The following is a 24,086-nucleotide window of genomic DNA, read 5'->3' on the forward strand; positions in this document are numbered from 1 at the left end:
CCCATTGCTTATCCCTTCAATACGCTCATCAAGTTTGTTCCCGGTTCGCTCGGGCTGGCAGCAACCCGGATTCCGGCGGCTTCCATCGCTGCGATCTTGGATTCAGCGTCGCCCTTGCCACCAGACACGATCGCGCCGGCATGGCCCATACGACGGCCCGGAGGCGCAGTCCGTCCGGCAATGAAGCCGGCCATCGGCCTTTTACGGCCGCGCTTGGCTTCGTCAATCAGGAACTGGACAGCCTGTTCTTCGGCATCGCAGCCGATTTCACCAACCATGATGATGCTCTCGGTGGCATCGTCCGCCAGGAAGAGTTCGAGGACGTCGATGAAGTTGGTGCCATTGACCGGATCGCCACCAATGCCGACAGCCGTGGTTTGGCCAAGGCCTTCATTGGTCGTCTGGAACACAGCTTCATAAGTCAGCGTGCCCGAACGCGATACGACGCCGACCGAACCTTTGGAAAAGATTTCCCCGGCATGATGCCGATCTTGCATTCACCCGGCGTCAGCACGCCCGGGCAGGTCGGGCCGATAAGGCGCGATTTCGAACCCGAAAGCGCGCGCTTCACGCGCACCGGAATGCCTTTGGTGATGCAGACAAACAATGGAACTTCGGCATCAATCGCTTATACAGCGCCCAAGAAAATTTCGATAAGCTATTGGGAAAATTGGTCGGGACGAGAGGATTCGAACCTCCGACCCCCACACCCCCAGTGTGATGCGCTACCAGGCTGCGCTACGTCCCGACCGCCAAAGCTTGCGCTGCAAGCGATGGAAGCGCGCCTATATGGGGCGGCTGGCGCAAAAGCAAGGGGCCTTGTGCGCTGCAATTACGCTTTGACGTTGCGCGCACTTAGCCTTGGTGGTAACCGCGCGCCTTGGATTTCCGGGGTGGGCTTCTTATCTGCCCAACCAGTTAAGTTTATCGGGGAAAAGCAATAATGACATCGTCCATGATTTTTGCGACAGCCGCCAGCGCAGGCACAGGCTCGACTGGGGCAGCCTTTTTTGTTCAGATTTTGCCGCTGCTGCTGATTTTCGTCGTCTTCTATTTTCTGCTTATTCGTCCGCAGCAAAAGCGCGCGAAAGAACATGCAGCTAAGATCGAAGCTGTTGGCAAGAACGACGAAGTGGTGACGGGCGGCGGCCTCATGGGCAAAGTGACCAAGGTCGCCGATGATCATGTTGAAATCGAAATCGCCCCCAATGTTCGCGTTAAGGCCGTAAAATCGACCATCGCTGACGTAAAAAGCCGCAATACGAAACCCGCCAACGACTGAGCCTGATCGGCCCGGGCTTTCCTCATAGGGGACGATAATGCTCGATTTTACGCCATGGCGGATCTGGATGCTGCGGGCGCTTATTGTGCTTAGCCTCTTGGCTGCGCTGCCCAGTTTTCTGCCCAAGGTCTGGTTCGACCAAATTCCGGAAGGCGTGCCGGCGCCCAAAATCAGCCTCGGCCTCGACCTTGCAGGTGGCAGCCATATCCTGCTTGAGGCGGATGTGGCCCAGTTGGAAAGGGATCGGCTGGAATCGCTGGAAGATAGCGTGCGTACCGCGATGCGCCGGGCTGAACCGCGCATCGCCATTGATAATGTTACGCGGACAGGCGGCAAATTGAGCTTTGCTGTCACCGATCCGGCCCAGATCGACGCCGCACGTGAAGCGCTTTTGCCGGTGACGGCGAACAATACGGGCGGGCGCGACTGGTCTATCGAAGTAACAGACGGAAACCGCATCACGCTTGCTCCCAACAGCGGGACGGAAAGCACTGTCCTTGATCAGGCGATGCAATCGGCAAAAGATGTCATCGATCGACGCATCAACGCGCTCGGTACGCTGGAGCCGACGATCATCCGCCAGGGACCTGACCGTATCGTTGTGCAGGTGCCCGGATTGCAGGACCCGCAGGCGCTCAAAGAATTGATCGGCAAGACAGCGAAGCTTGAATTCAAGTTGGTTGATGAAAATGCCGATCCCGAACAGACCGCCCAGGGCAAGGCCCGTGTCGGCAGTCAGGTTCTGCCTTATCCTAATAACCCGACGGGTGTTCCTTTTATCGCGGTGCGCCGTTTGGGCGGGATTGCGGGGGACCAGTTGACCGGCGCGCAGCAAAGCTTTGATCCGCAAGACAACCAGCCCGTCGTGAACATCCAGTTCAACGGCGAAGGTGGTCAACGTTTCGCCCGCATGACGCAGCAGAATACCGGAAAGCTGTTTGCCATCATCCTTGACGGTCAAGTGATCTCTGCCCCGCAGATTAACGAACCTATATTGGGCGGCGCTTCGCAGATTTCCGGCAGCTTCACCGTCGAATCCGCCAGCCAGCTTGCCATCTCGCTCAATTCGGGCGCGCTGCCAGTTGATCTGAAGGTGGTCGAGGAACGCTCTGTTGGCCCCGACCTTGGTGCCGACTCAATCCGCAGCGGCGTCCTCGCGGCGTTGATTGGTACGACAGGTGTGCTGATGTGGATGATCCTGTCTTACGGCCGCTTCGGCATCTATGCTAGCTATGCACTGGTCATCAACGTCGCCATGATCCTTGCGGTGATGGCTTTGTTCAACGCGACGCTGACCTTGCCAGGGATAGCGGGCTTCGTTCTCACCATTGGCGCTGCGGTTGATGCCAACGTGCTGATCAATGAACGTATCCGTGAAGAGCGGCGAAAGGGCAGGCGGGTCGTACAGGCGCTCGAAAATGGCTATAAGGAAGCCAGTCGTGCGATTTTTGACGCGAATATCACCAACGTTATCGCTGCCGTTCTGCTGTTCATTTTCGGTTCGGGCCCCATTCGCGGCTTTGCTGTGGTATTGATGATCGGCATCGTTACCTCGGTCTTCACCGCAGTCACGCTGACCCGGATGTGGGTGTCAGGCTGGGTGCGCAAGAACCGTCCGCAAGACATCAACATTTGAGACGAGGGAAAGACATGAAACTTCTGAAACTCGTTCCTGACGATACCAATATTGGCTTCCTCAAATGGCGGAATATCGCCTTTGCGATTTCAATTTTCTTCATGGTTGCGTCGATCATATTGGTTGCTACACGCGGGCTGAATTTTGGCGTTGACTTCATCGGCGGCCAGATGATCCGCACCACCTTTGTCGGCGAAACGACGGCACCGGTGGAAGAACTTCGCGAAAGCGTGGGCTCGCTAGGCTATGGCGATCCTACAATCCAGCGGTTCGGAGCTGAAAACCAGGTTTCGATCCGCATGAAGCTGCCTGATGGAGCAGATCAGAAGCCCGAACTCGCGAATGAGATGGCAGACAAGATTGTTGCCAAAATCAAAGAGCAGCATCCCAATGTTCGGATCGACGGCGTTGATTCGGTCTCGGGGAAAGTATCGAGCGAGCTATTCGAAAAGGGATTGTTTGCGCTGATTGCCGCGGCGCTGGGGGTTGCAACCTATATTTGGTTTCGGTTCGAATGGCAGTTCGGCGTAGGCGCGATCTGGGCCTTGGTGCATGATACCACGCTGACATTCGGGCTGTTCGCGCTCACACAGATGGAATTTGACCTCAATACCATCGCGGCATTGCTGACCATTATTGGCTATTCATTGAACGATACCATCGTGATCTATGATCGGATTCGCGAAAATCTGATGAAATTTCGTAAGATGGCGATGCCCGCGCTTCTCGACCTCTCAGTCAACGAGACGCTGTCGCGCACGGTAATGACCAGCTTGACCATCCTGACACCGCTGGTGATATTGGTTGTCTTTGGACCCGATGTGATATTCGGCTTCAGCGTCGCCATGGCCTTTGGCATCTTCGTTGGCAGCTACTCGTCAATCTATCAGGCTTCGCCATTCCTCGTGTGGTTTGGCGTTACGCCAGACAGCTTCGTGCCGGAAGAGAAAGTTGCCGATGCGAAGGTCGAACGGATCACCGAAGGGCCGCTGAGCTAATTCTGTTTAACGAGGTGCCGCTGCCGTTCAGGCGGCGGCGCCCATTTTTTGCCAATGCGCGACCAGCGCCGCCCCATTGGTTTCCCAGCTATATTCTGCAACGCAAGCCGCCACCGCTTTGCGGGCTGGCGGATCGGCGAGCAGCGCCTTTATGGCGCGCGCAATGGCATCGACGCTGCGGTCAACGATCTGGCCTGCTGCCGGATGGTTTAGCACTTCGCGCGCTCCGCCGCAGTCTGTAATGACCAATGGTGTTCCGCAGGCGAGAGCCTCGATCCACGCATTGGCAAGGCCTTCGCTCGACGAGGGCAGCACGGCAAGATCGGCGGCCTGTACGATGCGGGCGATATCGGCATGGGGCTGCGAACCAAAGAAATGGACACGATCTGCGACCCCCATTTGGCCCGCTCGCTCGCCGAGCATGGCGCGATCCTCGCCATCGCCGATCAACACCAGTCGCGCGGCCGGAATTTGGGCCAAGGCCTCAATCGCAAAGACCTGCCCCTTGCGCGGGATAAGTGCGCCGACAGAAACAAGCAGCGGTTCTTCCGTGCACAGCTCAGTCATTTGCCGAAGTTCCGTCCGGGATTGAGCCGGGACATGAAAAAGACTGCGATCAATTCCGGTCCGGTGCACGGTAATTTTGCCCGGATCTGCGCCGAGTTGGATTAGATCGTCGGCCATGGCTTGCGAAACTGCAAGCAAGCCAGCAGCAGCGCCGATTGTTGCCCGTAAATGCGGCGCACAGCCATCTATGGTGGACCAATGGTGGATATCTGCCCCACGCGCCTTGACCGAGAAGGGCAGGCCGAGTTCTGCCGCTATCGCCATCGCAGCGGGGCCATCGGGCCAGAAAAACTGGGCGTCGATAAGATCGAATGGCTTTTGCGCATGCAGGTGCCGGACGAGCGGTAACATGCTGCGCACGATGGAGGTAGGATTACGCGCAGGCAGAATGCCGGGAAAAAGGGTGAAGCGCGGACGCAATATCCTTTTGCCGCGCCATTCATCCTCGGTCGGCAAATTGCCTTTCTGGCGATAGCTGGGCAATATCTTGGCCATTGGCCAGGGCGGCAATCCGTTGGGGCTCATACGCACGATTTCCGCGCCACCAACTGCCTCTGCCGCATCAAGCGACAATTCTACAAAGCGACCGAAATTGGGTGAAGCAGCGCTTGGATAAAGGGTCGATAGGGAAAGAACGCGCAAGGCCATCGCGCGACCTACAGGCTTCTTATCAGCTTTGTGGCGCGGCCAATCCAGACAGGGTCGGTGATCACCTGCTGTCGCGCGCCTGCCGCTAGCGGGAGCAGATGCAGTTTACCGTCGTTGCGCCCGATAAGACGCCCGAAAAGAAAACGACCCGCCGGGCGCGGCAGCAGCACATCGCAATTCAGCGCCTCTGTAAAACGTTCGGGCGGCAGTTTTTCGCACCAGATTTCGTCACCACGCCGGTAATCCCCGATGCTGTCATTGACGCGCATGCCGACCATTTCGCCCAGAAGTCGTGGCGCAATCATCCCGTCTGGCTTTGAAGGGGCGTGCGTTCCGTCAATGCCCAAATGAGCGGCGACCGACAATTCTTGCTGATCCGGCAATTGCACAAGTTCGCTGCTGTCTACACCCAGCGCATCGGCAATGCGGTTCAACCAATCTAGCGACAGTGTACGCGTGCCGGTTTCAAGTCTGCCAATGGTCTGGGCCGTGGTTGGCGGATTGCAGCGTTCAGCGACGTCAAGCAATGTGAGGCCCTTGGCGCGACGGACATCACGGATACGGTGCAGCATAAGAAAGGCCTTGGATAACCAAATAGGTTTTCACTGTCCTACATTATTCTCCAAATGGCAAGAGGGCTTGTCAACGATTCGAAGGAGCTCTTATGCCGCGCCGTGCAAATGTCAGCGGGTCCACCGCTTTCCGTGATCCCCGTATTTTGGTCGAACGGGCACTTCCCGACCCGGCGGATGACGCATCGCGCCGCAAGCCGAGGCGGACGGTAACGATCAACCTGTCCGAGTCACCGCTCTCATGGCTGCATGCGCATGGCAACCTGTCCGACCGGCAATTGCTGGCAGGTGAAAAACTGCGCAGTGACTATGAAAATGCCAGTCTTGGACCGCGCACAACGATGGTTTGGGATTCCACTCCAGTATCGCGCGGTAAGCGGGGCGTGCCGTCGCCATTCACGCCCACCGAACGTTCGCTGCACGCAAAGCAGCGTTTCGATGGTGCCTTGTCGGCACTAGGTAGAGACCTTGCCGATATTGCATGGCGGGTTATCTGCGCGGGAGAGAGTGTTCCTGTCGCCGAGAGGGCTCTGGGTTGGCCATTGCGTTCGGGAAAACTTGTGCTGAGGATCGCACTCGACCGTCTAGCCGAATATTACCGGCTGCCGGGCTAAAGATCTTATCCTGCCAGCCCCTCAACCATTTCCGCCAGCATCAGCCATCGTTCTTCGGCGGCGTCCTTTTCGCCGCGCAATGCATCGATGTTAGACGTCAGTTCCGAAAAGCGGCTTGGATTGCGGGTGTAAAGGCTGGCGTCCGCCAATTCCGCCTCTGCCTTGGCGATGGCTGCATCGATTTCTTCTATCCGCTTGGGGAGCAAGTCATAATCGCGCTGGTCTTTGTAAGACAGCTTGGCGGATTTGGTGGGCGGCGGGGGAGGCGGTGCGGCCGTCGGCTTGTCAGCCTTTTTGCGGCTTTCGGGTTTGTCGCGGCGGTCGCGCTTTGCTTCCCAGTCGGCATAGCCGCCAGCAATGATGTCGACCTTGCCCGAACCGTCGAGGCCCAGCGTCAGTGTCACGGTGCGATCCAGAAAGTCGCGGTCATGGCTGACGATCAGGACGGTGCCATCATAGTCGGCGATTACTTCCTGCAGCAGGTCTAGCGTTTCGAGATCGAGATCGTTGGTCGGCTCGTCGAGTACGAGAAGGTTCGCCTCGCGAGCGAATTCGCGGGCCAGCAACAGGCGGCTGCGTTCACCGCCGGAAAGCGTGCCGATCCGCGCTTCGACAAGGCCGGGGTCGAACAAAAACTCTTTCAGATATCCCTGAATATGCTTTTTATGGCCGCGCACCGTGATCCAGTCGCTGCCATCGGCTAGCACGTCGCGCACCCGTTTTTCAGGAGATAGCAGCTTACGCTGCTGGTCGATAACAATGCCGCTCAGCGTCTTCGAAAGCGTGATCTTGCCTTCGTCAGGTTCCAATTCGCCGGTCAGCATGCGAATGAGCGTCGTCTTGCCGGCGCCATTTGCCCCGACAATACCGATGCGGTCGCCGCGCTGGATACGCAAGGTGAAGTCGCGGATGATCCGCCGGTCGCCAAAATTCTTGCCTACGCCTTCAGCCCCAATCACGGTCTTGGTCTTGGCCTCGTCGGTGGCTGCAGCAAGCTTGGCTGTCCCTTGCGGCCCAAGCATTGCCGCACGCTGCGCGCGCATTTCCCACAATTTGGCCAAGCGGCCCTGGTTGCGCTTGCGCCGCGCGGTCACACCCCGTTCCAGCCAATGCGCCTCGATTTTTAGCTTTGCATCCAGCTTCTCGGCCGCACGTGCCTCTTCCGCGTACACTGCCTCCATCCAGGCTTCATAGCCGCCAAAGCCGATTTCGTTACGGCGCAGATTGCCGCGATCAAGCCAGATGGTCTGTCGCGTCAGCCGGGTCAGGAAGGTTCGGTCGTGGCTGATCACGACAAAAGCGCCCTTATAACGGGTCAACCAGTCCTCAAGCCATTCGATTGCCCCAAGATCGAGGTGGTTGGTGGGCTCGTCGAGCAAAAGCAAATCGGGTTCGCTTGCCAGCGCCCGGCAGATGGCAGCGCGGCGGCGTTCACCGCCAGACGCGGTTTTTGCTTCGCGATCAAGATCGATGCCAAGCTGGTCGGCTATGGCGCGCACTTCATGCTCGGGCGGGGCACGATCGCCGGCCACGCAGAAATCGACCAGCCGTTCAAAGGCGCTGAAATCCGGATCCTGTTCCAGAACGACAATGTTTGTTCCAGGAACAACTGTCCGCTTGCCCTTATCAGCGTCAATCGACCCGGCGATTAGCCTCAACAATGTTGTCTTGCCGGCACCATTGCGGCCAATCAGCGCTAGCCGGTCGCGCGGACCGATATGGACGTCGATGTCGGTAAACAGCCAGCCTGCACCCTGTTGCAGTGAAAGGCCTTCATAAGAGAGGATGGGTGGGGCGGACATGCCCGGCGGCGGATAGGGGGAAGGGGACAGTGCGGCAACCCCATTTCGGCTATTCGGTCATTCGCGGCAGAGACATTCCGACGGGCAAGATGGTTGACGCGGTTTCCCCGCTGCAGCAAGGCCGGCGCATGCGCACTGTCTTTCTCAACGGCACCTATCTTCCCGAAAACGAAGCAAAGGTCTCGATTTTCGACCGCGGTTTTCTATTTGCCGATGCGGTTTATGAAGTGATTTCGGTGATCGACGGCAGGCTGATTGATTTTGATGGCCATGTCCAACGGCTGCACCGCTCAATGGCCGAACTCAATATGATGCAGCCGCCGACGTATCAGGCCTTGCTGGAAATGTGCCGTGAACTGGTGCTTCGCAACGGCCTCGTTGAAGGCATGGTCTATTTTGAGGTAACTCGGGGCAATCCGGGCGATCGGGACTTCCTGTTTCCTTCCGCAGATTTGGCCCCGACTGTCGTTGGCTTCACCCAAAATGCTGCGCTGGTCGATCGGGTGCAGGCCGAAAGCGGGATTTCGGTGCTGACCTTCCCTGATCGGCGTTGGCAGATGGCGCATGTGAAGACTACGCAGTTGCTCTTCGCTTCGCTGATGAAGGCAGAGGCGAAGGCGCAGGGAGCGGACGATGCCTGGCTGGTGCGCGATGGATTTATCAGCGAAGGCACCTCGCAAAACGCCCATATCGTGACCCGTGACGGCGTGCTCATCACCCGGCCGCTCGATAACAACATTCTTCATGGGATCACGCAGGCCTCGGTGCTGGAACTCGCCCGGCAGGGCCCCGTGCAAATAGAGACTCGCCTGTTCACGGTCCAAGAAGCCAAAATGGCAGCGGAGGCATTGGTAACCTCAGCTTCCTCCTTTGTGCTGCCGGTCACCCGTATAGACGGCGTTCAGATTGGGGATGGCAAATGTGGCCCGATCACACGGCGGTTGCGTGAAATTTACATCGAATTTGCCCGCAGCGCCGCGATCTGATCGCAGCAAAGGAGCAGATATGCGCAAATTGATCACCGCCGCCATTCTGGCAGGCAGCACGCTTGCCGCAGGACAAGCCATGGCAACCGAGGTCATGCTGACAGCGACAAGCCCTGTGATCGACCTTTCGGTCACCGAATATATCGATGCAGTTCCCGACGTGGCCAGTTTTTCAACTGGCGTGCAGACAATTGCACCTACTGCGAATGAGGCGGTCCGGCTGAATAATGTTCAGATGGCGGCAGTCATATCGCGGCTGAAGGCGCTCGGCATTGCCGACCGGGATATCCAGACGACACAGCTCTCGCTTAACCAGCAATTTGATTATGAGGAAGGGCGCCAGATGTTCCGTGGCTTTGTCGCCAGCAATATGGTCACCGCAAAGCTGCGTGAACTGAAGAAAATGCCGGCTTTTCTTGATGCATTGGCAAGCGATGGTGCAACCAACTTCAACGGTCCGATCTTCACGGTTGACGATGACAGCAAGCTCGAACAGGCCGCAAGCGACAAGGTATGGGATAGCGCCATGGCGTGGGCCAATGCGATTGCTCGAAAGGCAGGTTATGCCAGTGTACGTGTTTTGCGCGTGCAAGAGCAGTCTAACGATTTTGGCGGCACTCCCATGCCGATGGCGGAGATGCGTTCCGCCGATGCGTCGTCCAAATCCAGCCCGATATCGCCTGGTTTGGTGCGGATCGCTTCCACGATGAATTTCACCTTCGAAATGGTGAAGTGAGTGTCGAACGGTGCGTCAATGCTTACCAAAGCATTGACGCACCGTTCAGACTTGGTTCAATGCAAGCAGACTAACTGGATGCCATGCAAAAGATCGTTCTCTCTCTCATTGCTATCGCGTTCGTCACTTCTGGGGCGACGGCCCCTGCGCATGCCCGAAAAGGCGATGATCAGGGCAAGGCGCGCGAACAGATGCATTCGGGGAAGGTGCTTTCATTGCGTGAAATCGAAGGACGGATCGTCCCGCGGATGCGTGGGATGGAATATCTGGGCCCCGAATATGATGGCAATGCACAGGTCTACCGGCTGAAATTCATCGATGGCGGACGCGTCATCTTTGTGGATGTCGACGCGCGCTCCGGGAGCATATTGCGTCAGCGCTGACAGCGCTTATTCGCCTTTGCTTTGCGCCGCCGGTCCAATCTGTTATCTCGACAAAATCAATAACCGAACAAGGGAGCAAGGAAGCGATATGCGCATCCTGATCGTGGAAGATGAGCCGACTTTGGGCCAGCAGCTCAAATCAACGCTGGAAGGTGCAGGCTATGCCGTCGACCTTTCCAATGATGGCGAGGATGGCCATTTTTTGGGTTCGACCGAGAATTACGATGCTGTCGTGCTTGACCTTGGATTGCCAACAATCGACGGCTTGACGATTCTTGATCGCTGGCGTCGCGAAGGCAAGAAATTCCCGGTCCTTGTCCTCACCGCGCGCGATAGCTGGTCTGATAAGGTTGCAGGCCTTGATGCTGGCGCTGACGATTATCTGGCGAAGCCGTTCCAGACTGAGGAACTGATTGCGCGCTTGCGTGCGTTGATCCGTCGCGCTTCAGGCAATGCCTCGTCGGAACTGACCGCGGGCGAGGTGCGCCTCGATACCCGTTCGGGCCGGGTGACGCTGAACGGCGAACCGGTGAAGCTAACGGCGCAGGAATATAAGCTGCTATCCTATCTGATGCACCACAAGGGTAAGGTCGTCAGTCGCACCGAATTGATCGAGCATATTTACGATCAGGATTTCGACCGCGATTCCAACACTATCGAAGTGTTCGTCACGCGTATCCGCAAGAAACTGGGCCAGGATGTGATTTCGACCATTCGCGGTCTTGGTTACAGCCTGGAAGAACCGCGCGGATAAACGATGGCAGAGGGCGATCGCACATTGATATCGTCTTCGGGGTTAAACAAGCCGCGCATCGGCACCGGATCACTCAGCCGCCGCATGATCATCATAGCGGCGGCATGGATTTCGCTGCTTTTGCTCGCGGGAGGTATCGCGCTCGACAGGGTGCTCACCAACGCTGTTTCTGACAATTTCGATGACCAGATGGAATATGTGCTGACGGCGATGATCGCGTCGTCAGAAATAGGCCCTGATGGCGAGATACGTTTGAACCGCCCTTTGGGTGACCAGCGTTTTCTGGAACCCAATAGCGGACTGTATTATCAGATCAGTGGCCAAGGCAAAGAACCTTGGCCATCCCGTTCGCTATGGGATCGTACGCTGAAGGTCGATTACAGCCATGACGATACCGAGCCGCATTTTCGCAACAGCGATGAATTTCAGGGCGAACCGCTGCGTATCTTAGAGCGTGTGATCGTATTGCCCGACAGCGATACGCGCTGGATCTTCATGGTCGCGGCCAGCCGTGAAAGTCTGGACGCCCAAATCACTGAATTGCGCACTGTGCTGGCGACTGCCTTTGCCGTGCTGGCCTTTGGCCTTATCATCCTCGCCGCTTTGCAGACTTTTTACGGGCTATGGCCCTTGCGTGATGTGCGGCGCGAAATTGCCGCGATGCGCAGCGGCCGGCAGCATAGACTGCACGATGCCTTGCCGGATGAAGTTATGCCAATGGTCAATGAACTCAATGCATTGCTTGATCATAATGAGAAACAGGCTGAAGAAGCTCGGCGCCATGCGGGCAATCTGGCGCATGCGTTGAAGACTCCATTGACGGTGATCATGAACAGCGCGACCGCGCAGGCCCCCGATCTTGCGGAAACGGTGATCCGCGAAGCGACGACGATGCGTCGGCAGGTGGATCACCATCTTGCCCGTGCCCGGGCGGTGGGCCGGCGCGGGCACAGCCATAGCCGTGCTGAGGTCTGGCAAAGCCTGGAATCGGTCGAGCGTGCGGTGGGCCGGCTTTACCGTCATGTCCGGCTTGATATGGCGGGCAGCAAGGATCTGGCGGTGCGTGTCGAACGGCAGGATCTGGATGAAATGCTCGGCAACCTTGTCGAAAACGCAGCCAAATATGGCGGCGGCAGTGTGTTCGTGACGGTCGAGGATGCGGGTGATATGGCGCGCATCCTGATTGAGGATGATGGTCGCGGCATTCCCGAGGTTGAACGCGCGCGGATTTTCGATCGTGGTGTGCGGCTGGATACCAGCAAGCCGGGTACCGGGCTTGGTATGGCGATCGTACGAGATGTCGCCGAAATCTATAATGGTTCGATCGAGTTGGACGAAAGTGAAGATATGGGCGGGCTGCTGGTGCGGCTGGAATTGCCCAAGGCGGCCAGTTGAGCGGTTCAGTGAAAGTCCCGCGATTTGGGCAGAATACGGACATTGCGAGGATGACTGCGGGTCTGCACCGGTGTGCGCGGCTCTTGCTGGCGTGTGACTTCATCGGCGCGTGACAATTGCGGCCGGGCACGATGGCTTTCCGACAATCTGTCTAGCCAGCCGGTATAGTCGATGATCCGCGCGGCCATCAGGTGGACGACGCCTTCCTTGCTGCGCTGGATTTCACCGTCGATCCGCATCAGCCGCGATGCCATGACTGCGCGGCGTTGTTTCTCCATGTCGCGCGCCCAGAGGAGAGCGTTGACCACGCCGGTTTCATCTTCGATCGTGATGAACACGGCATTGCCCTTGCCGGGGCGTTGGCGGATCAGGACTATGCCGGCACAGGCCACCCGCCGTCCGTCAGGTGCTGCATTGGTGTCGGCACAGCTCAGCACCCCTTCGCGCGTAAAGGCATCGCGCAGGAACTGCATCGGATGGGCCTTCAGCGACAGGCGCAGCATCTGGTAATCGGCAACCATTTCCTCAGAAAGCGGCATGGCGGGAAGTTGTGCATCAGGCTCTGCTCCCAGTTCGGTAGTCTCGGCAAAGGCGAAAAGCGGCAGTTGGCCGGCCGGGGTGCGCCGCGCTTCCCACAGCGCATCGCGGCGCCCCTTGCCAAGCGAGCCCACGGCATCGGCATCGGCCAGTTTGCGCAGTGCGGCAGGCGGTAGCGCGGCACGACGGGCCAGATCCTCAATTGAGGTGAAGGGCCCCGCAGTACGCGCAGTTTCGATCGCTTCACCCCATGCCTGCCGGAAGCCGTCAATCTGGCGAAGACCAAGGCGTAGGGAGAGCCGGCCTGCCGGCATTGCCTCTACCCCATTGTCCCAGCCACTCGCATTCACATCGACCCCGCATATCTCGACACCATGTTCCTGCGCGTCGCGCACCAGCTGCGCGGGTGCGTAGAAGCCCATAGGCTGCGAATTTAACAACGCGCAGGTGAACACTGCCGGATGATGGCATTTGAGCCAGCTCGATACATAGGCAAGCCAGCCAAAGGCCTGGGCATGGCTTTCGGGAAAGCCATATTCGCCAAAGCCCCTGATCTGGCCAAAACAGCGTTCGGCAAAGTCGCGGCTATAACCACGCGTAACCATGCCATTGATCAGCATTTCTTCGTACCGGTGCATCGTGCCGACATTGCGAAAAGTTGCCATTGCCCGCCTGAGGCCATCGGCCTGCGCCGGGGTGAAATTGGCAGCGACAATGGCAAGCTTCATCGCCTGTTCCTGGAACAGCGGCACACCCAGTGTCTTTTCGAGCACGTCGCGCAGTTCATTCGGGTTATGCGGTGCCGCGGGGGACGGATATTCGACCGCTTCCTCACCATTGCGGCGGCGCAGATAGGGATGCACCATCCCGCCCTGGATCGGCCCCGGCCGCACGATCGCCACCTGAATCACCAGATCGTAAAGGCATTTGGGCTTCATCCGCGGCAGCATGTTGATCTGCGCGCGGCTTTCGACTTGGAATGTCCCGATGCTGTCGCCCCGGCGCAGCATGGCGTAAACCTTCGGACATTCGGTGGGAATGGTGGAAAGGCTGAGGAGATTGCCCTCCCGCTTACGGGCAGCCGAATGCGTGCCGGAGTCACAGCGGTTAGGGGAGGGTCTGTTCATCATTTTCAAGTCAGGCCTTCCCCCGGCCTCTCCCGCACGCGGGAGTGGAGGGCCTTCATTCAAAATATCAAAGGCCTTTCTGATGCAGGTCAGCATCCCGAGCGCAAGTATATCAACCTTCATCAGGCCGAGTGCATCGATATCGTCCTTGTCCCATTCGATGAAGGTACGGTCGGGCATTGCCGCATTGTGGATCGGGACCAGTTCATCAAGCCGCCGCTCGGTCAACACGAAACCACCGACATGCTGTGACAGATGACGCGGAAATTCGAGAAGCTGGTCAACAAGCGTCTTCAATCGCACCATTTCCGGATTGGTAGGGTCGAACCCGGCTTCGCTAACCCGCGCCTCGGGTACATCACCGCCCCAACTGCCCCAGATGGTACTGGAGAGGCGGGCGGTCACATCCTCGGTCAGCCCCAATGCCTTGCCAACCTCGCGGATCGTGCTGCGCGGGCGGTAATGGATCACCGTTGCGGCGATCCCCGCCCGGTCGCGGCCATAGCGGCGGTAGATATATTGCATCACCTCTTCGCGCCGCTCATGTTCGAAATCGACATCGATATCGGGAGGCTCATTGCGCTCTTCAGAGAGGAAGCGGCTGAATAGCAGCTTGTTTGCCACCGGATCGACCGGCGTGATACCAAGAAGATAACAGACCACCGAATTGGCCGCACTGCCGCGCCCTTGGCATAGGATCGGCGGATCAAGCCCGCGCGCAAAGCGCACAATGTCGTGTACGGTGAGGAAATAATAAGCGTAATTCTTGGCGCGGATCAGGCGGAACTCGTCTTCGATCGTTGTGCGCCAGATATCGGGCAGGCCTTGGGGGAAACGCTGACTGGCGGCCTCCATCACCATATGTTCCAGCCAGTCCTGTGGTTCCCAGCCCGACGGCACCGGCTCATGCGGATATTCATATTTAAGATCGTCTAGGGTGAAGCTGATGCGCGAGAGCACATCCTGCGTTGCCGCGATCGCATCCGGATAATGGCGGAACAGCCGCGCCATTTCGGCAGGCGGTTTCAAATGCCGTTCGGCATTGGCAAGAAGGCGCCGACCCGCGCTGTAGATCGTTGTGCCTTCGCGAATGCAGGTGACAATGTCGTGGAGCGCGCGCGCTTCGGGCCTTGCATAAAGCACATCATTGGTAGCGATAAGGGGGATCTGGGTAGCGTGGCTCAACCCAGAGAGTTGGGCAGTCTTGCGGGCATCTACGCCACCCCTGGGCATGGTCGCACCCAGCCAGAGGCGATCCGGGAAAGCCGCCTTGAGACGGCCAAGCCATTCCTGCTCCCCGCCTAGTGCGATCAGCAACAACTCTTCGCCATATTCCAGCAGATCCTCGAAATGGAGGATGCAGTCGCCCTTCACTGCGCGGCGGTTGCCCAAGGTGAGCAGCCGGGTCAGCCGTCCCCAGCCGTTTCGGGTCATGGGATAAGCGACGATATCCGGCGTATCATCTGCAAAGACCAGCCGCGCGCCGACCACCAGCCGGAAATCCGGAAACTGGGCGCGCACCTCCCGCCAGGCGATATGGGCGCGGACGACGCCCGCGACGCTGTTGCGATCGGCGATGCCGATGCCCTGCATCCCCAGCAGGGCTGCGCGCCACACCATGTCTGCCGGATGCGAGGCACCATGCAGAAAGCTGTAATTGGTTGCAGCGACCAATTCGGCAAAATCTGCGCTCATGCGAACAGGCCGTGCAGATACCATTTTGGCTGTGCCTTTTCTTCATACAGCCCGTGGCGGAAAATCCAGTAGCGCCGCCCGCGAACATCCTCGACGCGGTAATAGTCGCGGGTCAAATCCCCCTCCTGTTTGCGGGGGGGATTGGGGGAGGGCCTGTCTTTAGTTTCGGGCCCTCCGCCTGCCTCTCCCGCAAGCGGTAGGGAGGAGGCAGGTCGCTTCCACCATTCACTTGCGATCCGTTCCGGTCCTTCAAAAAGCCGAACCTCATGTAATTTGCGTTTCCAGCGAAAACGGTGCGGCGGGCCGTCTGGCACTTCGGCAATCACCTCCACCGCTTGTGGCGGATCGAAGAGAAAGAGCGGACGCAGCGGCGGCTCTCCCACAGACGGGGAAGGCCAGGGGGCAGGAGTGCGCGCCTCGACCGCAGGCAAAGCAAGCTGCGCCTGTTCGGGAATATGGCTGTCACGCGGAACAAGCCGACGCACCGCGCCGGGATCAAGCCGGGTGCTCAGCCGGTCTATCAGTTCGGAAAGCGCGCCTGTTGTCTGTTCCTCCCCGTCAAAACCTTGCTGTACCGGGGAAAGCGGGTCGCTTTGCACTACATGCAGTTCGATCCGGTCATAACCAAAGCCCGGATCAAGCGGATCGGACAGGGCGGCAATGCGTTCGTCAAACAGCCGGAGCAGCGGCGCGGGATCGCGTGTGGGTGCGCCTGTCGCAATTTCGAGTTTTCGTTTCTTGCCGTCACTGCGATCGAAAACCAGAACGAAACGGCGTCCGCCTAGGCCCCGCTTTTCCATGGCTGCTCCGGCCTCGGCGATCAATTCGGCGAAGGCCGCTGCGACCGCACGTTCATGCGCCACAGGCTCTGCAAAGCGCCGCTCGAAACGCAAGGGTCTTTCTTGCTGCAAAGGGGTGCCGGGCCGCTCTTCCTCGCCCAGAAGCCATTCGATCGCATGCACCGCCTCAATTCCGAAGCGCGCGGCGATCGTGGCCCGTGGTCTGCCGGCAACCTCACCCACGGTCTTGAGGCCCGCGCGCAGCAGTGCCAGCGTCGCTCCATCACCAAGCCCTAGCGCCACCACCGGCAGAGCACGGATCGCCTTGGCCTCGTCACTGACCGGCAAAGGTGCATGGCGGGCAAGCGCAAGCGCCGCCTCTGCCGTTGCCGCACAGGCCATGCGCAGGGTCATGCCGCGGGCGTCCATATGCGTTGCAACCGCGTCGCACAGCGCCGCTTCGCCGCCGAACAGATGCTCGCACCCCTTGATGTCGATGCAGATGGCGTCGGGTGCGTGCGGCACCACATGCGGGGAAAAGGCGATGCACGAATGGGCCAGCAGGTCGAGCCAGTCCCGATCCGCTGCATCGTCTGCCTCAACCGCAATCAGATCGGGAATGCGGGCCCGCGCATCGGCAAGCGCCATGCCGGGGGTAAGACCCAGATCCTGTCCGCGTGCATCTACTGCCGCCAGACGCAGCGCGTTCTTCGCCTTGGCGACAAAGACGACAGGCGGCGTTTGGGCGGAGTCAGGCTGCGCGTTGGCCGAAGCGAGCAGGGTTGGTTCCTGCTGCCGCAGACGGTCTGCGGACAGGTGCGGAAACCAGAGTGCCAGCTGTCGCCGCGTCGATGAAAATGCCCCGGTCACGGTCCCACTCCAATTGCCAGCGCATGCCCGAAGGGCCTGATCGCTGGCGCAATAATTCAAGGTCAAAAACAGGTGCGCCCGGGGCCTGTGCAGGCAGGGCGCGCGAAGGTGCTGCGGCCACCCGCCAGCGGGTTTCGGCCGCGCTGGGGTTTGCCCCTCCATCGCCGCGCAGCAAGAACAGCGCGATCCCGGATTTTTCGGCGGCCAGTGAAAGGCGGCGGCTGGCGGTCAGATCAAGTTCGGGCAGATTGCCGACGGTCTCGGCGATCAGCGCGCCTATGCTGCCGCTGCGCAGGGCATCGACGGTGGCGCGTAGCAACTGCTTTGCATCACGGGTGAGGACGAACAGGCAATTGTTGGGGGTGCCGCCCAGATCGCGCCAGCCTTCACCCTGGATCATTCCGGCGGCCCGTGCGGCCTTTGCCGTTCTCAGCCAGAGCAATGGCCGGGGCGAATCCTGTGCCTCTCCAATGGCCATTGCGCCTGCAACTATGGCGGCAAAGCCGGCTGCGCCTGCCAGATCATCTGCCTCAGCCGCATGGATTTCATGCACCTGGCCATAAGCAATCCCGCCCGCAAGCGCGGCATCAACCGACGGAACCCCAGTTGCATGGCGGCGCAAGGGGGAAGGGGGGCTTAGTCCGAGGGAATGGATTGCCAGCATGGGTTCGAATCACACAATTGTTCACTATATGTTCCATTATGTGCGAAATCGGGAACGGGTCAAGCATTGGCCGCTCGACCCGTGCGTCAAATGGGGATGGTGTTAGCTGCGCCGGATTTCTGGCAACAACAGGTGCAACCAAGCAAGCGCCAGCAGGTAGGAGACTGCGGCGAACAGGAACAAGGGGGTAAAGCCCAGTCCTGCAGCCAAAACGGCGCCCGTCACCAGTTGGATCAGCGCTCCGCCCATATTGCCCATGAATGCACCGAACGCCGTCACACGGCCGACCTTGGCCCGCGGCACGACATCGGTGATGGTTGAGAAAATCGAGAGCGAAAAGCCCTGATGCCCGGCCATGACGACGCCCATCATGATCGCAACTGGCCAGAAGGAATCGAGGCTGAGCACGAAGGGCAGCGGCGTCACGATCAGTGCGGATACCAGCATCACTGTCTTACGCACGCGGTTGACGCTCCAGCCTTTTTCCAGAAGGCGGGTGGATATCCAACCGGCAAAGAGCGCACCGCCGCCCGATCCCAGAAAAGCGATTGCGAGAGGGACAGCCAGCTCCTCGGTCGAAAGGCCGAAAGTTTTGCGATAGAAATCGGGCAACCAGAAACCCATCAACCACCAGGTTGCATCAGAAATCGCCTTGGCAATCACAATCGCCCAGGTACGTTTTTCCATCAGGATCGGGCCGTAAGGGGCGCTATCATCCGAAAAATCACGATTTGCGTCTTCTGCGCCGTCGTCAAAACGGATGCCGCGCGCAAACCAAAGCCAGAGCCCGAGTATGGCAAAGCCGGCCACCCCGCCAAAAACCAGCGCTCCGCGCCAGCCCATATAGGCGGCGAGAACGGGAATGAAAAACGGCATGGCGATCGTGCCAAGCCCGGCAATCGCCGTTCCCACACCAAAGGCAAAGCTGCGCTTGTCAGGAGGAAAGAGCGTCGCCACGGTCTTAATCGTCAGAGGGGTCTGCACTGCTTCGGTTGCGCCGAGGCCGATGCGTGCACCCACCACCTGCCAAGCGGCAATCGCCCAGCCATGTGCGATGGCTGCAAGACTCCAGGTCGACACGCCGGCGATCATTGACCGCCAGACACCCAGTTTATCAACCAGCCAACCGGTAAACAGAAAGGAGAAAGCCGCCGCCATTTGTGTGACGAACGCCAGATTGGCAAAGTCGCTATCGCTCCAGCCAAGGTCAGCCGACATATCGGGTTTGAGGATGGCGATAATCGGCCGGTCCATCGCGTTGAAGATGCCCGCGACGCAGAGCAATCCGAACAATGTCCAGCGCAATTGCGGTGTAATGACCTTCATGGCCCTGTCTCCTCCTCCCGGCAAAAAAATGGGGTCGGGAAGCATGCTCCCCGACCCCGCAGACTTATTCCGATTGCATCAGAAATTCACGCGGAACGATGCACCCATATAGCGGTCGGCATCGCGCGGAATGTGCAGGCGCTGACCGGCGCTGGTGTTCAGCAGAACATAGCTTTCATCCGAGATGTTGCGGATGAAGAATGTCGCACGGTAATTGTCGTCGGCATCCGAGAAGCCGATGCTTGCATTCCACATGCCATAGCTGTCGATCGGACCGCCCAAGCCGAGATCGGAGAACTGATCATCGGTGTAGCTGTAATTGGTCCGCAGATAGATTTTGGCATCAGCGCTGAACAGGTTGAAGCGGCCTTCATATTCCGCCCCGACATTCCAGCTCCACTCTGGCGCGAGCGGCAACTTTGTGCCGTTGCGCGCGTCGGGCGCGTTGGTCAGCGGGTTGGGGTTGAAGCGCTTCACCTTTGCGTCGGCATAAGCAAGGTTGCCGAAAAGGTTCAGGCCCTCTGCAGCATTGACGATCGCATCAAGTTCAAAGCCCTTGGTCCGCACCGTGCCTGCATTGGTCAGGTTGGTGATCGTCGTGCCGTTCAGGAGAACGAAGTTGTTCGCTTGGAAACCGTCATAGGTTGCCTGGAACAATGCTGCGTTCAGCTGGATACGCTTATCAGCAAACTGGCTCTTGAAACCCAGTTCGAAGGCGTCCGAGGTTTCTTCATCGATCGGTGTCGCGTTGGTTGGCGCTGTGTGGTTGAAGAAGATATTGAACGCCGGGCCCTTATAACCGCGTGTATAGCTGCCATAGAACATCAGGTCGTCGCTCGGCTTCACGGTGAGTACGCTCTTGCCCGAGAAGTTGTTGTTCGATGAACCGCCGGTCGACAGCACCGTGCCATTGCCCGGAGGGGTTGCGGTCAGCAGGCCGCCGGCCGGGTTGGCGTTGACGCCCGTACCGCCCAGCGCGCTTGCGGGAAGCGGAAGGCCGGTGGTGCGATTGATCGCAGGGAAGCGGCGATGCGCATAGTCGATCGAGTCATGCGTGTAACGCAGGCCGACGGTGAGGCCGACCCAGTCAGTGAAATCATAGGTTGCCTGGCCGAATACTGCATAGTTTTCGATATCGACAAGGCTGTTCGACGTCGCGCGCGGGAACAGGGTGTTAACGGTATCGTTGAGGTTGCAGGGCTGGGCGCCTGTGCGTGTATCGACCGGCAGGGTCGATGTGGTGCAACGGATCGACTGACGCGTGAAATCCTGGGTGTTTTCTGATTTCCAATAGAAACCGCCCACCTGATATTTGAATGCCTTGTCCTGGGGCGAGGCGAGGCGGATTTCCAGCGACTGCTGATCGGTCTCTACAAAGCCGGTGTCGTGCAGTTCAGGCGTGCCGACGATTGCGCGCGGCAGAAAGTCGCCTTCACGCAGTTCGGTGTTGTTCCAGCTGCGATAGCCATAAATCGCGCTCAGCGTATGGTCACTGAACACATCGAAATCACTGTTGACGGTGATGCCCCATTGACGGTCAAGCGACTGGGTGACGAGGTTGTGGTTTACATAACGCTGGTCCTCGCCAAGCGCGACGCCGTTGGGCAGATTCAGTTCGGCATCAAGTACGGCACCGCGTGACACGCCGGTGACTTCACCGCAGCAATCATCATCGGCTTCATAATAGTCGGCAATGATCTTGATGCGCGCAGGGCCATTGTCATAATCGAGAAGACCGCGGAAACCGACACGCTTGTAACCGTTGATTTTCTCATCGCGGGTCAGGTTCGGTAAAACATTGGTGATGTTGCCGGCATAGCTGCCGAAGAAGCCGTTGACGCGGAAATTCAGGTTTTCGGCAACAGGACCGGTCACGGTGCCGCGTACGCGTACTTCATTGCCTTCTGCAAATTCCACTGCGGCCGATCCGCCGAACGTATCTTCGCCGCCCTTCGACACGATGTTGATCAGGCCCGCCGACGCGTTTTTCCCGAACAATGTGCCCTGCGGACCGCGGAGAACTTCGAGGCGCTCGATCTCGACGAGGTCAGCAAAGGCCTGGCCCGACCGGCTCAGGACAACGCCGTCAACGACGGTCGATACGCTGGGCTCAGCTGCAATCGAGAAGGAGATGGTGCCGACGCCGCGCAGAACGACGGCGGAGTTTGCGTTGGTGGTGCCCTTGCGGAAGGTCACTGAGGGAACCAGCTGGCCCAGATCTTCAAGGCTGTTGGTGCCGCTGTCAGTCAGCGCGTCACCCGAAACTGCGGTGATCGCGATAGGAACGTCTTGGACGTTTTCTTCAACCTTTTGCGCGGTGACGACGATCTCTTCGACCTGCGCCATTGCGGGCGTTGCCACGCCGGCAAGTATAGCAGCACCGATGAAGGTGAGCGCACTCGTTGATTTCAAGTAAGATTTCATAACTTCCTCCTGAACAATTATCTTCTTTTAAGGGCTCAAAAACCCAATTCACTCATTTCAACCACACGCTTTTCGCGCGCACTTATCTCTGCGGCCATGCCAATGGCGACGGCGCGCAGTCCATCCTCTGCGGTGACTTCTACTTGTCCTTCACCACGCACGGCAGCCAAGAATTTCTGGTGCTCATAATAGGTGGAGCCATGGTGGCTACCTGCCTTGAGTGCGGTTTCGTCCACAGCGACATGGCTGCGCTCGACAGCCTTGGGCTGCATGAACCCGGTACGTGGGCTGAAAACAAGGCTGCCTTCGGGGATCAGGCAGTCGAGACGCGCCTTGTCGCCAACTGCGGTGATTTCTTCCTGATTTTCGGCGCCATCAGCAAACATCGACAGATCGAGCATTGCGCGAACACCATTGGCGAAATCGACGGTCGTATAGCTGTTGTCGATAATGTCAGGCGTGCGCCCACCATAATTTTCGTCGATATGGTTCACGTCCATCGCGCCTGAACAATAAACGCGCACCGGTTCGCTCTGCACGATCAGTCGCATCAGGTCGAAGAAATGGCAGCATTTCTCCACCATCGTGCCGCCAGTGTTTTCGGCAAAACGGTTCCAGTCGCCAACCTTGGGCAGGAAGGGGAAGCGATGTTCACGGATTGAGAGCATCCGCAAATTGCCAATGCGGCCGCCATGCACCTGCGCGATGAATTCCGCTGCGGGGGGCATGTAGCGATATTCCATCGCCGTCCAGAATATGCCGGAGCTTTGCGCCGCACGCTCGACGATCCAGCGCGCATCTTCAATCTTGGTGGCCAGAGGTTTTTCGCACAAAATGTGGAGGCCGGCATCGAAAAGCGGCTCCAGCACGGAGCGGTGGGTGTAATTGGGGCTGGCAACGATCACTGCGTCGCACAGGCCGGATGCCGCGAGTTCGGCCGCGCTGGAAAAGGCCTGAACGCCCTCTGCCGTTGCGCCAAGGGCGTTTTTTGCCCAGCCGAGAGAGTTTTCCGTGGGATCTGCCAGTGCCGTAACAACCGCGCCTGATGTAACGGCGAGGTTCCGGATATGCTCCACGCCCATCATGCCGGTTCCCACCAGTCCGTAACGAACCACCTCGGTCAAAATGCCTCCAACGTCTTCTGATAATTTTCTGACAGCCCTGTCACAAAATATGCAATGCTTGGCAAGAGGGGGAATAGAAGGCTTGCGGTTTTTGGTCTGACTGTTACCCAAATGCCATGCGCGTCACGATCAAGGATGTATCCCGCATGGCGGGCGTTTCGATCAAGACGGTCTCGCGCGTCCTGAATAAAGAGCGTTATGTCCGCGAAGATACGCGGCTCAAAGTTGAGGCAGCGGTGGCTGCGCTGAATTTCAGCCCCAGCCTTGCCGCGCGCACATTGGCCGGATTCCGATCGTTCCAGATTGCGCTAATCTACGACAATCACAGTCCTTATTATATTCATGCCGTGCAGGAAGGTGTCTGGGCGCGCTGCCGGGAACAGGGCGTGCGGATGCTGGCGCAACCGGTGGATGTCGATTCCCCTGGATTGGCACAGGAAATTGGCGGTCTGATCGATGAAACCCACGTCGATGGCGTCATTCTTTCATCGCCTGTTACCGATGCGGCTGCTGCGTTGGAAGAGCTGGAACGGCGCGGCATCAGTTTTGTTCGCATTTCGCCCGGGACCAACCATGCACTGACCAGTTCGGTCTTTATGGACGACGCGCAGGCGGCCGATGACATGACCACATTCCTGATCAATCAGGGGCACCGGCGGATCGGCTTTGTCATGGGTCACCCCAACCATATGGCAAGCGACCAGCGCCATTTCGGATATCGCCGCGCACTGGACAGGGCAGGGATTTCCTACGAGCCTTCAATTGTCCGTCCGGGCACATTCGATTTTGAAAGCGGTATGACGGCGGCAGAGATATTGCTCGGCCTGCCCAAGCGGCCGACTGCGATCTTTGCGAGTAATGACGATATGGCCGCCGGCGTGCTGTCCTTCGCGCATAGGATCGGCGTCGACGTGCCGGGTGAATTGTCGGTTGCCGGTTTTGACGATACGCCACTTGCCCAACTGGTCTGGCCGCCGCTTACGACCATAAGGCAGCCAGTGCGTGAGCTGGCCTATGCTGCGACCGAACGTCTTTTTTCTGTCGAAAAAGGCGTATTCCACCAGCGATTGCAGCATGATCTTGTGGAACGCGGATCAACCGCCCCCGTCGCCAAAAACTAACAATGCAGCCTTGACGCGACTCCGCTTTAACGTCCAATAAGACATC

Annotated in this window: 19 protein-coding genes, 1 tRNA gene and 1 pseudogene; 10 read left to right on the forward strand and 11 right to left on the reverse strand. The window is 58.6% G+C overall.

Annotated elements, in window-relative coordinates; all coding sequences use genetic code 11:
* Positions 1 to 8: 8 nt before the first annotated feature.
* Both RSE16_08250 and RSE16_08255 read right to left on the reverse strand, forming a co-directional pair.
* Positions 9 to 634, reverse strand: a pseudogene (locus RSE16_08250) (succinate--CoA ligase subunit alpha).
* Between the two features lie 37 nt (positions 635 to 671).
* Positions 672 to 748, reverse strand: a tRNA-Pro gene (locus RSE16_08255).
* A 195-nt stretch (positions 749 to 943) separates the two neighbouring features.
* Between RSE16_08255 and yajC the strand changes: the two genes are divergently transcribed.
* From yajC to secF, 3 genes are read left to right on the forward strand one after another with little or no spacing between them, the layout of a single operon-like run.
* Positions 944 to 1,282, forward strand: a complete 339-nt coding sequence (gene yajC, locus RSE16_08260) for a preprotein translocase subunit YajC (GenBank protein WRH74724.1) — start codon at positions 944 to 946, stop codon at positions 1,280 to 1,282.
* A gap of 37 nt (positions 1,283 to 1,319) precedes the next feature.
* Positions 1,320 to 2,918: a protein translocase subunit SecD gene (gene secD, locus RSE16_08265; GenBank protein WRH74725.1), complete on the forward strand. Its 1,599-nt coding sequence runs from the start codon at positions 1,320 to 1,322 to the stop codon at positions 2,916 to 2,918.
* Between the two features lie 14 nt (positions 2,919 to 2,932).
* Complete coding sequence (gene secF, locus RSE16_08270) at positions 2,933 to 3,916, forward strand: protein translocase subunit SecF (protein WRH74726.1); 984 nt, start codon at positions 2,933 to 2,935, stop codon at positions 3,914 to 3,916.
* A gap of 27 nt (positions 3,917 to 3,943) precedes the next feature.
* Here the strand turns inward: secF and RSE16_08275 are convergent, their stop codons facing one another.
* Together RSE16_08275 and RSE16_08280 are read right to left on the reverse strand one after the other, a co-directional pair.
* Entirely contained in the window at positions 3,944 to 5,131 is a 1,188-nt protein-coding gene (locus RSE16_08275) for a glycosyltransferase (GenBank protein WRH74727.1), read from the reverse strand.
* Between the two features lie 8 nt (positions 5,132 to 5,139).
* Positions 5,140 to 5,703: a helix-turn-helix transcriptional regulator gene (locus tag RSE16_08280; protein WRH74728.1), complete on the reverse strand. Its 564-nt coding sequence runs from the start codon at positions 5,701 to 5,703 to the stop codon at positions 5,140 to 5,142.
* Positions 5,704 to 5,795: 92 nt separating this feature from the next.
* Here RSE16_08280 and RSE16_08285 point away from each other — a divergent pair, with 92 nt between their 5' ends.
* A complete protein-coding gene (locus RSE16_08285; protein ID WRH74729.1) occupies positions 5,796 to 6,317 on the forward strand; it encodes a DUF6456 domain-containing protein in 522 nt (173 codons plus the stop codon).
* A 5-nt stretch (positions 6,318 to 6,322) separates the two neighbouring features.
* Here the strand turns inward: RSE16_08285 and RSE16_08290 are convergent, their stop codons facing one another.
* Positions 6,323 to 8,119 carry an ATP-binding cassette domain-containing protein gene (locus RSE16_08290; GenBank protein ID WRH74730.1) on the reverse strand — a complete coding sequence of 599 codons (1,797 nt, stop codon included), beginning with the start codon at positions 8,117 to 8,119 and terminating at the stop codon, positions 6,323 to 6,325.
* Positions 8,120 to 8,148: 29 nt separating this feature from the next.
* Between RSE16_08290 and RSE16_08295 the strand changes: the two genes are divergently transcribed.
* From RSE16_08295 to RSE16_08315, 5 genes are all read left to right on the forward strand, one after another.
* Positions 8,149 to 9,105 (forward strand): D-amino-acid transaminase, encoded by a 957-nt coding sequence (locus RSE16_08295; protein WRH74731.1) that lies wholly within the window; start codon positions 8,149 to 8,151, stop codon positions 9,103 to 9,105.
* Positions 9,106 to 9,124: 19 nt separating this feature from the next.
* Positions 9,125 to 9,841, forward strand: coding sequence for an SIMPL domain-containing protein (locus RSE16_08300; protein WRH74732.1), 717 nt, complete (start codon positions 9,125 to 9,127; stop codon positions 9,839 to 9,841).
* Between the two features lie 83 nt (positions 9,842 to 9,924).
* Positions 9,925 to 10,224, forward strand: a complete 300-nt coding sequence (locus tag RSE16_08305; GenBank protein ID WRH74733.1) for a PepSY domain-containing protein — start codon at positions 9,925 to 9,927, stop codon at positions 10,222 to 10,224.
* 88 nt (positions 10,225 to 10,312) lie between these two features.
* Positions 10,313 to 10,978, forward strand: coding sequence for a response regulator transcription factor (locus RSE16_08310; GenBank protein ID WRH74734.1), 666 nt, complete (start codon positions 10,313 to 10,315; stop codon positions 10,976 to 10,978).
* Positions 10,979 to 11,062: 84 nt separating this feature from the next.
* Entirely contained in the window at positions 11,063 to 12,373 is a 1,311-nt protein-coding gene (locus RSE16_08315; protein WRH77326.1) for an ATP-binding protein, read from the forward strand.
* A gap of 5 nt (positions 12,374 to 12,378) precedes the next feature.
* Here the strand turns inward: RSE16_08315 and RSE16_08320 are convergent, their stop codons facing one another.
* From RSE16_08320 to RSE16_08345, 6 genes are all read right to left on the reverse strand, one after another.
* Complete coding sequence (locus RSE16_08320; protein WRH74735.1) at positions 12,379 to 15,732, reverse strand: error-prone DNA polymerase; 3,354 nt, start codon at positions 15,730 to 15,732, stop codon at positions 12,379 to 12,381.
* Positions 15,729 to 17,381 carry a DNA polymerase Y family protein gene (locus RSE16_08325; GenBank protein WRH74736.1) on the reverse strand — a complete coding sequence of 551 codons (1,653 nt, stop codon included), beginning with the start codon at positions 17,379 to 17,381 and terminating at the stop codon, positions 15,729 to 15,731. The genes RSE16_08320 and RSE16_08325 overlap by 4 nt, the downstream gene beginning before the upstream one ends.
* Positions 17,263 to 18,003 carry a hypothetical protein gene (locus RSE16_08330; GenBank protein WRH74737.1) on the reverse strand — a complete coding sequence of 247 codons (741 nt, stop codon included), beginning with the start codon at positions 18,001 to 18,003 and terminating at the stop codon, positions 17,263 to 17,265. The genes RSE16_08325 and RSE16_08330 overlap by 119 nt, the downstream gene beginning before the upstream one ends.
* Positions 18,004 to 18,147: 144 nt before the next feature.
* The gene (locus tag RSE16_08335) at positions 18,148 to 19,371 is read right to left on the reverse strand and encodes an MFS transporter (GenBank protein WRH74738.1); all 1,224 of its coding nucleotides are present in this window, start codon (positions 19,369 to 19,371) and stop codon (positions 18,148 to 18,150) included.
* A gap of 78 nt (positions 19,372 to 19,449) precedes the next feature.
* The gene (locus RSE16_08340) at positions 19,450 to 21,717 is read right to left on the reverse strand and encodes a TonB-dependent receptor (GenBank protein ID WRH77327.1); all 2,268 of its coding nucleotides are present in this window, start codon (positions 21,715 to 21,717) and stop codon (positions 19,450 to 19,452) included.
* A 113-nt stretch (positions 21,718 to 21,830) separates the two neighbouring features.
* Positions 21,831 to 22,922: a Gfo/Idh/MocA family oxidoreductase gene (locus RSE16_08345; protein WRH77328.1), complete on the reverse strand. Its 1,092-nt coding sequence runs from the start codon at positions 22,920 to 22,922 to the stop codon at positions 21,831 to 21,833.
* A gap of 113 nt (positions 22,923 to 23,035) precedes the next feature.
* Between RSE16_08345 and RSE16_08350 the strand changes: the two genes are divergently transcribed.
* Entirely contained in the window at positions 23,036 to 24,040 is a 1,005-nt protein-coding gene (locus tag RSE16_08350) for a LacI family DNA-binding transcriptional regulator (GenBank protein WRH74739.1), read from the forward strand.
* Positions 24,041 to 24,086 lie beyond the last annotated feature (46 nt).

Origin of the sequence: Sphingobium sp., from assembly GCA_035196065.1 — a bacterium.
Taxonomy (GTDB): domain Bacteria; phylum Pseudomonadota; class Alphaproteobacteria; order Sphingomonadales; family Sphingomonadaceae; genus Sphingorhabdus_B; species Sphingorhabdus_B rara.

Excerpts from the sequence above, each read along its gene's own strand:
- RSE16_08350 (WRH74739.1), top strand. The coding sequence starts at position 23,036 with ATGCGCGTCACGATCAAGGATGTATCCCGCATGGCGGGCGTTTCGATC.
- RSE16_08305 (WRH74733.1), top strand. The coding sequence starts at position 9,925 with ATGCAAAAGATCGTTCTCTCTCTCATTGCTATCGCGTTCGTCACTTCT.
- RSE16_08285 (WRH74729.1), top strand. The coding sequence starts at position 5,796 with ATGCCGCGCCGTGCAAATGTCAGCGGGTCCACCGCTTTCCGTGATCCC.
- RSE16_08340 (WRH77327.1), bottom strand. The coding sequence starts at position 21,717 with ATGGCGCAGGTCGAAGAGATCGTCGTCACCGCGCAAAAGGTTGAAGAA.
- RSE16_08335 (WRH74738.1), bottom strand. The coding sequence starts at position 19,371 with ATGAAGGTCATTACACCGCAATTGCGCTGGACATTGTTCGGATTGCTC.
- yajC (WRH74724.1), top strand. The coding sequence starts at position 944 with ATGACATCGTCCATGATTTTTGCGACAGCCGCCAGCGCAGGCACAGGC.
- RSE16_08315 (WRH77326.1), top strand. The coding sequence starts at position 11,063 with ATGATCATCATAGCGGCGGCATGGATTTCGCTGCTTTTGCTCGCGGGA.
- RSE16_08300 (WRH74732.1), top strand. The coding sequence starts at position 9,125 with ATGCGCAAATTGATCACCGCCGCCATTCTGGCAGGCAGCACGCTTGCC.
- RSE16_08275 (WRH74727.1), bottom strand. The coding sequence starts at position 5,131 with ATGGCCTTGCGCGTTCTTTCCCTATCGACCCTTTATCCAAGCGCTGCT.
- RSE16_08290 (WRH74730.1), bottom strand. The coding sequence starts at position 8,119 with ATGTCCGCCCCACCCATCCTCTCTTATGAAGGCCTTTCACTGCAACAG.
- RSE16_08280 (WRH74728.1), bottom strand. The coding sequence starts at position 5,703 with ATGCTGCACCGTATCCGTGATGTCCGTCGCGCCAAGGGCCTCACATTG.
- RSE16_08320 (WRH74735.1), bottom strand. The coding sequence starts at position 15,732 with ATGAGCGCAGATTTTGCCGAATTGGTCGCTGCAACCAATTACAGCTTT.
- RSE16_08310 (WRH74734.1), top strand. The coding sequence starts at position 10,313 with ATGCGCATCCTGATCGTGGAAGATGAGCCGACTTTGGGCCAGCAGCTC.
- secD (WRH74725.1), top strand. The coding sequence starts at position 1,320 with ATGCTCGATTTTACGCCATGGCGGATCTGGATGCTGCGGGCGCTTATT.
- secF (WRH74726.1), top strand. The coding sequence starts at position 2,933 with ATGAAACTTCTGAAACTCGTTCCTGACGATACCAATATTGGCTTCCTC.